This window comes from Rhizorhabdus sp. P4_G6, from assembly GCF_056401045.1.
Map to the genome: position 1 here is coordinate 373,828 of NZ_JBFUKC010000002.1, position 8,740 is coordinate 382,567.

The window sequence follows — 8,740 nt, forward strand, 5'->3', positions numbered from 1 at the left end:
CGCCACCTATACAGATTCTGTGCCCCCTTTGCAGGGCGCTTGGTGAAAAAAGCTTGGTCGGGAAATGGACATGGCTGAGATTGGCGACACAGCGCAGGCATCATCGGATGATCGGGGCCTTGCGATGCCCTCGCTGGAGGACGTCCAGCATTGGACCGGCCTGATCGGCCAGGCGCAGCAGATGATGATGGAGCATGTTGCCGAAACGATGGCAAACGGCTCCGCCGAGATGACGCTGCCGCCGCTGACCGTGCCGATGTTCGCGGATCCGGAGAAGCTCGCCGACCAGCAGAGCGAGCTGATCAAATCGAGCCTGGGCCTTTTCGGCAAGATGATCGAGGGTCAGCCGGGAGCCAGTGCGGCGCAGGATCGTCGCTTCAAGGCGGCGCAATGGCGCGAGACGCCGATCTTCGGACTCATAGCGGATGCTTATCTGCTGATGTGCGACGCCTGGCTCTCGGGTGTCGACGCGCTGGAGGGATTGGATCCGCGTCAGCGCGAGCAGCTGAGGTTCGCGATGCGAACCTTCTCGGACGCGATGTCGCCGTCGAACTTCCCGCTGACCAATCCACTGGTGCTCGAACGCACTTTCGAGACGCGAGGCGAGAATCTGCTGCGCGGCCTTGAGCATATGCTTGCCGATCTCGGCAAGGGCCAACTTACCCATAGCAACACCGAAGCCTTTGAGGTCGGCGTCAACATCGCGGCCACGCCTGGGAAGGTCATCCACGAAACGCCGCTCTATCAGCTCATCCATTATACGCCGACCACCGACAAGCTGCTCGAGACACCGCTCCTTATCTTTCCGCCCTGGATCAATCGCTTCTACATTCTCGATCTGAATCCTCGGAACAGCTTTATCCGCTGGGCGGTCGAGCAGGGGTTGTCGGTGTTCGTCGTTTCCTGGAAGTCGGCCGACGAGACGATGGTCGACGTGACGATGGACGACTATGTCGTGCGCGGGCAGGTCGATGCGATCGACACGGTGCGCAACCTGCTCGGTGTCGATCAGGTCCACACCATCGGCTATTGCGTTGCGGGAACGGCCTTGTCGATGACTCTCGCCTATCTGGCGGCCAGGGGCGAGGCGTCAAAAGTGAGGAGCGCGACCTTCTTCACCGCGCAGGTCGATTTTGCCGAGGCGGGCGACCTGAATCTCTTCGTCGATGATGAGCAACTCAAGCTGATCGACACGCTGACCCAGGGATCGGGCGTGCTTGATGGCCGCTACATGGCGCTGACCTTCAACCTGTTGCGCGGGCGGGACCTGATCTGGAATTACGTCGTGCAGAACTATCTGCTGGGCGAGGATTATCCCGCTTTCGATCTGCTGCACTGGAATGGCGATACAACCAATCTTCCGGCGAAATGGCATCACGCCTATCTGGAAAATTTCTACCGCGACAACCTGCTGGTGCAGCCGAACGCGATCTCGGTCGACGGCGTGCCCATCGATCTGCGCAGGATCGAGACGCCGGCCTATGTTCAGGCCGGCCGGGAGGACCATATCGCGCCATGCCGGAGCGTGTGGAAGCTGACCGAACAGCTTTCCGGTCCTGTCCGCTTCGTGCTGGCGGGGTCGGGGCATATCGCCGGTGTGGTCAATCCGCCCGACGCCAACAAATATCAATATTGGACGAGCGATACGCCGGCGCCGGACCTTTCGGCGTTCGAGGCTGCGGCCGTCGAGACGAAGGGCAGCTGGTGGCCGGACTGGCGACGCTGGATCGAGGCGTTCGGCGCGGATCAGATTGCCGCCGAGGGCGCACGTATTCCCGGGCAGGGTGCGCTGCCAGCGATCGAGGACGCACCGGGGCGCTATGTCCGTACCCGCTAGATTGCCTGATTGAGTGCAAGCGCAAAACAATTTGTCCTACGGAACTTTCCTTACCGCTGCGGGTTGGCCCGAGATAGTAAGAAAGCGCGGATATCTGCCGTAAATCTTCGCCTCACTAATCTATGTTGCACTGCAACATAGATGTTGCATCTGCTTTGCAAATCCAGTATTTGTGCGTCGCAACATCCTAGCTGGAAGCGAGTCGATGACTGACAAGAGACCAACGAAGGGCAGGCCCGTGCGCACGCCGAATGTTGCTCGTGCGGCAACGGTGGGTGCGAAAGCGGTTTCGAACAAGGCTTCCGATGCAAAGGCCGCGGTTGAGCCCAAGGCCGCCGTTGAGTCCAAGCCTGCAGCCGTGGCCACGCCTCCGGTCTCCAGCAAGCCCGCTCCAACTGCTGCAGTGGAGAAGGCGCCGGCCGAGGTCGTAAAGGCCGAAGCAGTCGCGCCGAAGCCGATTCCTGCGGTTGCTCAAGCTGAGCCGCGCCCGACAACCGTTGAGGCGAAGCCGCTTCCGGTGGCGGAGACGTCGAAGCCCATTCCGGCCGCGGCCGCTCCTGCCCCGGCGACCCCCGCCGCTGCTCCTGCTCCGATAGCGGCGGCTCCCGCCCCGCAAACCAGTTCGTCGCCGGTCGCCAAGGTTTCGGCACCGCCGGTTGAAGCCGCCCCGGCAGCGTTACCGCCGGAAACGAAGGAAATGACCGTCATGGCCACCACCATTCCCCCTAAGCCGAAGGCTGCTGCTGAAAAGGTTACAATGATGATTGCTGATTTCAACGATCGCGCGAAGGCTGCTCTCGAAAAGACCACCAAGGCCGGCGAAGAGTTCTCCGAGTTCACCAAGGGCAACATGGAGGCATTCGCCGCCTCGGCCAAGACCGCCGCCAAGGGCGCTGAAACGCTCGGCCAGGAAATGGCTGAATATGGAAAGAAGAGCTTCGAGACCGCTTCGGCGACGATGAAGAGCCTCGCCGGTGTGAAGACTCCGACCGAGCTGTTCCAGATCCAGAGCGACTATGCGAAGTCGGCCTTCGACAGCGCGGTGGCCGAGGCCTCCAAGCTCAGCGAAGCATGGCTGAAGCTGGCCGGAGATGTCTTCCAGCCGATTTCGAGCCGCTATGCGCTCGCGGCCGAGAAGATCAAGACCGCGTCGCTCTGATCGCCGTCGCGATTTAACATTCGAACATCGACCGGCCGTCCCTCGCGGGGCGGCCGGTTTGTTTTTCCGGGAACCCCTGCGCGATATGACTCACCGAAGGCCTTGCCGAAGGCCTCAGCGGTGCCATATTCTGTGGCATGCCCCGCCCATGTGTGAGTCCTGTCGCGACGATGAGTCATTTTAGCACCTCTACGGCCCCGATCAGCATGGCGATCCGCAAGGATAGCGACGAGAATGGCACCGGCCTCGGCCTCGCCACCCGGACGCGCACGCGCACGAAGAAGCCTTCGCCCTACAAGGTCCTGATGCTGAACGACGACTATACGCCGATGGAGTTCGTCGTGCTGTGCCTGCAGCGCTTCTTCCGGATGAACATCGAGGACGCCACCCGCGTCATGCTGCACGTTCACCAGAAGGGCGTCGGGGTGTGCGGGGTGTTCAGCTATGAAGTGGCCGAGACCAAGGTGAGCCAGGTGGTCGACTTCGCCCGCCAGAATCAGCACCCGCTCCAATGTACGCTTGAAAAGGCATAACCCTTCGAGCTTGTCCGATTGCCCTCTAACGCCCGGCGATCGACATTCGCTGATCCCGGCGTCGCGCCAATAGCATGCGAGAGTTGGGCCTGTGCGCTGCACCCGTGGTCCGGCGCGCCAACAAACAATTGCGCCTTTCTTGCGAAACGATAAACGCAGGCAATGGATCGCATCACAATAAGGGGCGGCAATCGCCTCCACGGCCGCCTGCCGATATCGGGCGCCAAGAACGCCGCACTCACGCTGCTGCCCTGCTCGCTGCTCAGCGACGAGCCGCTGACGCTCACGAATCTGCCGCGTCTGGCCGATGTCGACAGTTTCGGCCATCTGCTCAATGAACTCGGTGTGTCGACGACCGTCAGCCGCAGCAATGGCGACACCATCGGCCGCCGGATGCGGATGTCCGCAAAGGCAATCGCATCGACGGTCGCCCCCTATGACATCGTCCGGAAGATGCGTGCGTCAATTCTCGTGCTGGGGCCGCTGCTCGCCCGCGCCGGAGAGGCGAAAGTGTCGCTGCCGGGCGGCTGCGCCATCGGCAATCGGCCGATCGATCTGCACCTGAAGGCGCTCGAGGCGCTCGGCGCGGAAATCGAGTTGGCTGCGGGCTATGTCAAGGCGACGGCGCCTTCCGGCGGGTTGAGCGGCGGCCGGATCAGATTTCCAGTGGTATCGGTGGGCGCGACCGAAAATGCGCTGATGGCCGCGGTGCTCGCGCGTGGCGAGACGGTGATGGAAAATGCCGCGCGCGAACCGGAAATTGTCGACCTAGCCCGCTGTCTCGTCGCGATGGGCGCCGAGATCGACGGTATCGGCACCGACCGGCTGACGATCCAGGGCAAGACCAGCCTGCACGGCGCAGACTATGAAGTGATGCCAGACCGGATCGAAGCGGGAAGCTATGCCTGTGCGGCTGCGATCACCGGAGGCGACCTGCTGCTTGCCGGCGCGCGTGCCGAGGACATGGAAGCGATCCTCGCCGGCCTGCGCAGCGCCGGCGTCGGCATCGAAGAGGTACCCGGCGGCATCCATGTCCGCGGCGATGGAAAGATGGAGGCGCTGACATTGTCGACGGCACCGTTCCCGGCATTCCCCACCGATATGCAGGCGCAGTTCATGGCGATGCTCGCGCTGGCCGGCGGCGCTAGCGTCCTTACCGAAACGATCTTCGAAAATCGCTATATGCACGTACCGGAACTCGCGCGGATGGGAGCCGACATACAGGTGCACGGCCGCACTGCGGTGGTGAAGGGCGTCGACCGGCTGATTGGTGCCGAAGTGATGGCAACCGATCTGCGGGCGTCGATGAGCCTGATCCTCGCCGGTCTCGCTGCCGATGGCGAAACACAGGTTCATCGCGTGTATCACCTCGATCGCGGCTATGAACGGCTCGAGGAAAAACTCTCGGCCGTTGGAGCCGATATCGAGCGTCAGAGCGACGGCTGACGTCGATGGCCTTCGTTGCAACCGATGCGATCCGGGGCCGCTTCTCCGCGGCGATGTCGGAGATGTATCGGGCCGAAGTCCCTCAATATGGCACTTTGCTGAAGCTCGTCGCGGACGGCAATTCGGCAGTGCTGGCGCGCGATCCGGCACTGGCCGACACGTTGCGCCGCAACGGCGAGGTGGAGCGACTCGCCGGCGAGCGCCATGGCGCGATCCGGCTCGGCACGGACGCCGAGCTCGCGCTCATCCGTCGGGCCTTCGCCGTGATGGGGATGCACCCGGTCGGCTATTATGATCTCGCCGCAGCTGGCGTGCCGGTTCACTCGACAGCCTTCCGGCCGATCGAGCAGGCTGCGCTGACCGCCAACCCCTTCCGCATATTTACCTCGTTGCTGCGGCTCGAACTGATCGAAGACGCGCGCCTGCGCGCCGAGGCCGCTGCTATCCTCGACGCGCGGCGCATCCTTACGCCGGGCGCGCTCGAACTGATCGAGCGTGCCGAACGGGAAGGCGGACTCGATGTCGCGGCTGCCATCGACTTCGTGGATGAGCTTCTGGAGACTTTTCGCTGGCACGATACCGCCACGGTCAGCGCCGAGAGCTATGACCGCCTGCTCGACGCGCACCGCCTGATCGCCGATGTCGTGAGCTTCCGCGGTCCGCACATCAATCACCTGACACCGCGCACGCTCGACATCGACGCAGTGCAGGCGGCGATGCCCGCGCATGGCATCACGCCCAAGGACAAAATCGAGGGGCCGCCGCGCCGCGCCTGTCCGGTCCTGCTGCGCCAGACCAGCTTCAAGGCCCTCGACGAACGGATCGTCTTCCTCTCCCTCTCCGGCCACTCCGTGCCCGGCCGCCACAGCGCGCGCTTTGGCGAGGTCGAGCAGCGCGGCGTCGCGCTCACGCGGAAGGGCAGGGCGCTCTACGACGAGATCCTGGCCGCGCAGCCGGAACGGGATCGATTTGCCGAGTTGCCCGACGACTGGACGGATCTTCGCCGTCAGGGCCTCGCCTTCTTCCGCTACAGCGGCAGGGCTGTGCGTCGGGCCGACCTCGAAGCGGCCATAGACTCAGGCGACATCGTCGCCGATCCGATCCTGTATGAAGACTTCCTGCCGGTCAGCGCGGCCGGTATCTTCCAGTCCAATCTCGGCGATGCGGCGCGCGGCGCCTATGCTGCCAGGTCGAGCCGCGAGGAATTCGAAGCTGCACTCGGCACCCCGTTATTCGACGAATTCGCCCTGTATGAAGCTGCCGAGGCGCGATCGCTGGCGGCCGTCACCCTATAGCCGGCGTCGACCGCATCATGCCCGGGCGACCTCGTCCGGCTGCGCTTCGCAGGTCTTGCCGGTCTCCCCGGTCGCTGCGATCTCGTCATAAAGCTGCGCCTGCCGCGCCCTCAGCCGCTCGCCCAGGGCGTTCAGATCGATCCTGCGATCGACATGCGCCGCCTTGCCGTCTTCGAACAGATCCTCATCCTCTTCGTCGACATGGTGGATGGTTTCTTCGCCCAGCACATGGACCTTGGCGCCGAAAAGCTCCTCGCTGCCGTCGAGCTGTTCGAGCTCGGCGATTATTCGCTTGCCCGACTGATGTTCGACGATGCCTTCGTTGATCTCGTCATCGCCGAGGATCGGCTTGAGCGCCGGATAGAGGATTTCCTCCTCGATCGCCATGTGGACGGTCAGCCGCATGCACAGTTCGCGGGCGATCGCGGCAAGCCGCTGTTCGTCTGCCTCTTCGGCTTCGTCGAACAACGTGCGGAATAGATGATGTTCCTGCTTGAGCAGGCTGATTGCCAACGGATCATCCTCGGCGATCACATGATGACCCTCATCGTTGCGCGCACCATATTTCCCTGACATCAGCAGTCCTTCCGAAAAGCGTGGGCCTCAAAGCGCGGGTTCGAGCCTGAACAAGTGCGTGCAGCCGATGTTCCCGATCTGGGACTTGATCCATAACGGACCAAATATCGGCTGACATGCCGGACCGGTGCGCTAGTTTTCGTGTCAGGCATCGCACGCGGGGGCGGAGCATGTTGTGGGACGTGCTGGAGGTGGCTGATGTCGGAATGGAGCGAGGCTCCGGTTGTGCTGGTGTTCGGGGATACCGACGTGGGTATCGCCATGGCATCGGCAAGCGTGGCGGAGACTGGCGGGCGGCTTGCTGCGGCATTGCCGATCGGAGAGGCCAGGCAGAGGCTCGACAGCCAGATCGGCGTTGATCTCGTCATTGTTGATGTCAGCCGGGACCACGGTCCTGTGCTCGATGAATTGTGTAGGATCGTCGATGATGGCGCCGCTGCCGGCGGGTTTGCGAGCGTGGTGGTGGTGACCCCGGCATTGCTGGACATCGTCGCGGCACGGATCGGGCATGAGGACGTCGACGTGCTTGTGGGCCAGGATCCGGAGGCCCTCGCCAAGGCGATGCAAGAACGGCTGTTCAAGGCACCTTTGGAACTGCGCGAGACCAATGATGCGGCCGATCCCATCGGATCGGGGCTTCGCGGCAAGGAGAATGCGCGGATCGGGCGCGTCCTGTCATCGCTGGCGGCGGAAGCCGCCAGTGCGCGCAGCGCAATGCCCGAGCAGGCGAGCGATGGCGATACATGCGCCGCGGGAGCAATCCGTGAGATGATAAGGGCGCGGCGCCTGCGTGACGATCTCTTCGGTGCCGGGCTCTTCGCCGACCCTGCGTGGGATATTCTGCTGGACCTGAGCGCGGCGAAGATCGAAGGCCGGTCCGTCGCAGTGTCCAGCCTCTGCATCGCCGCGGCAGTTCCGGCGACCACCGCCCTGCGCTGGATCAAGCAACTCACCGAGGCCGGATTGCTACGGCGCGTTGCCGATCCGGTCGACGGTCGTCGCGTGTTCATCGAACTGACCGGCGCGGCTGCCGCCGGAATGATGTCCTATTTCGCCGCTACGTCGAACGGAATGCGCGGCTGAGCTTCGTTCCGACACTGCTCCACCGGCGGGCCAGGCGTGCCCGGCCGGTGGAGCAGCCGGTCAGCCAATCGCCTTCAGCGCCTGGCCGAAATCTGCGATCAGGTCATCGGGATCCTCGATCCCGATCGAGATGCGGACGAGATTGTCGCCAATGTCGAGCGCCTTCTTGCGCTCGTCCGACACCGACAAATGGGTCATTCCCGCCGGATGGCTCGCCAGCGTTTCGGTGCCGCCCAGGCTGACAGCGAGCTTGGCGACCTTGAGGGCGTCGAGAAATGCAAAGGCCTGGCTTTCACCGCCCTTCAGGTAGAGTGAGAAGGTCGATCCGGCGCCGTCGCAGTGGCGGTCGAAAATGTCGGCCTGTCGCGAGCCGGGATCGAGGAAGCCGAGATAGCCGACTCGCTCGACCTGCGGCTGGTGGCGAAGCCATTCGCACACCTTGGCGGCATTTTCGCCTGCGCGGCTCATCCTGAGTTCCAGCGTCTCCAGTGAGCGCAGCAGCATCCATGCGGTATTCGGATCGGTGATCGTGCCGATCGTGTTGCGCATCGCGCGCACCGGATCGAGCAGCGCCTTGGCGCCGACCACGCCGCCGGCGACCAGATCGCTATGCCCGCCTGCATATTTGGTGAGCGAATAGACCACCAGGTCCGCGCCATGCTTGAGCGGTTTCGACCAGATCGGCCCCAGAAAAGTATTGTCGATGACGATCGGCGGCCGTTCGCCGTCATCCGTGAACAGTGCATCTCGAGCGTCCCGGACACCCTCCACATCCACAAGCGCGTTGGTGGGGTTCGCCGGACTTTCGAGA

8 protein-coding genes are annotated in these 8,740 nt (G+C 63.4%); 6 read left to right on the plus strand and 2 right to left on the minus strand.

The window, feature by feature from the left end; all coding sequences use genetic code 11:
- The first annotated feature begins 70 nt into the window (after positions 1-70).
- The 5 genes from AC1DPF_RS04060 to hglS all read left to right on the plus strand — a co-directional run bounded on the left by AC1DPF_RS04060 (position 71) and on the right by hglS (position 6,270).
- On the plus strand, positions 71-1,837 hold the full coding sequence (locus AC1DPF_RS04060; protein WP_477870249.1) for a PHA/PHB synthase family protein: 1,767 nt from the start codon (positions 71-73) through the stop codon (positions 1,835-1,837).
- A gap of 205 nt (positions 1,838-2,042) precedes the next feature.
- Positions 2,043-2,996, plus strand: a complete 954-nt coding sequence (locus AC1DPF_RS04065) for a phasin family protein (protein ID WP_477959815.1) — start codon at positions 2,043-2,045, stop codon at positions 2,994-2,996.
- A gap of 206 nt (positions 2,997-3,202) precedes the next feature.
- Positions 3,203-3,529: an ATP-dependent Clp protease adapter ClpS gene (clpS, locus tag AC1DPF_RS04070; protein ID WP_477870846.1), complete on the plus strand. Its 327-nt coding sequence runs from the start codon at positions 3,203-3,205 to the stop codon at positions 3,527-3,529.
- A 162-nt stretch (positions 3,530-3,691) separates the two neighbouring features.
- A complete protein-coding gene (murA, locus tag AC1DPF_RS04075; RefSeq protein ID WP_477870255.1) occupies positions 3,692-4,975 on the plus strand; it encodes a UDP-N-acetylglucosamine 1-carboxyvinyltransferase in 1,284 nt (427 codons plus the stop codon).
- A 5-nt stretch (positions 4,976-4,980) separates the two neighbouring features.
- Positions 4,981-6,270, plus strand: coding sequence for a 2-oxoadipate dioxygenase/decarboxylase HglS (hglS, locus tag AC1DPF_RS04080; protein WP_477870257.1), 1,290 nt, complete (start codon positions 4,981-4,983; stop codon positions 6,268-6,270).
- Positions 6,271-6,285: 15 nt separating this feature from the next.
- On the opposite strand, the gene AC1DPF_RS04085 is transcribed toward hglS, so the two are convergent.
- Entirely contained in the window at positions 6,286-6,846 is a 561-nt protein-coding gene (locus tag AC1DPF_RS04085; RefSeq protein ID WP_477870259.1) for a hemerythrin domain-containing protein, read from the minus strand.
- Between the two features lie 198 nt (positions 6,847-7,044).
- Here AC1DPF_RS04085 and AC1DPF_RS04090 point away from each other — a divergent pair, with 198 nt between their 5' ends.
- The gene (locus AC1DPF_RS04090) at positions 7,045-7,929 is read left to right on the plus strand and encodes a winged helix DNA-binding protein (RefSeq protein ID WP_477959817.1); all 885 of its coding nucleotides are present in this window, start codon (positions 7,045-7,047) and stop codon (positions 7,927-7,929) included.
- A 60-nt stretch (positions 7,930-7,989) separates the two neighbouring features.
- Here AC1DPF_RS04090 and AC1DPF_RS04095 read toward each other — a convergent pair.
- The coding region (locus tag AC1DPF_RS04095; protein ID WP_477959819.1) for a PLP-dependent transferase at positions 7,990-8,740 on the minus strand (751 nt) is incomplete at its 5' end.

Coding starts and splice junctions, on each gene's coding strand:
- AC1DPF_RS04060 (WP_477870249.1), top strand. CDS start 71: ATGGCTGAGATTGGCGACACAGCGCAGGCATCATCGGATGATCGGGGC.
- AC1DPF_RS04065 (WP_477959815.1), top strand. CDS start 2,043: ATGACTGACAAGAGACCAACGAAGGGCAGGCCCGTGCGCACGCCGAAT.
- clpS (WP_477870846.1), top strand. CDS start 3,203: ATGGCGATCCGCAAGGATAGCGACGAGAATGGCACCGGCCTCGGCCTC.
- murA (WP_477870255.1), top strand. CDS start 3,692: ATGGATCGCATCACAATAAGGGGCGGCAATCGCCTCCACGGCCGCCTG.
- hglS (WP_477870257.1), top strand. CDS start 4,981: ATGGCCTTCGTTGCAACCGATGCGATCCGGGGCCGCTTCTCCGCGGCG.
- AC1DPF_RS04085 (WP_477870259.1), bottom strand. CDS start 6,846: ATGTCAGGGAAATATGGTGCGCGCAACGATGAGGGTCATCATGTGATC.
- AC1DPF_RS04090 (WP_477959817.1), top strand. CDS start 7,045: ATGTCGGAATGGAGCGAGGCTCCGGTTGTGCTGGTGTTCGGGGATACC.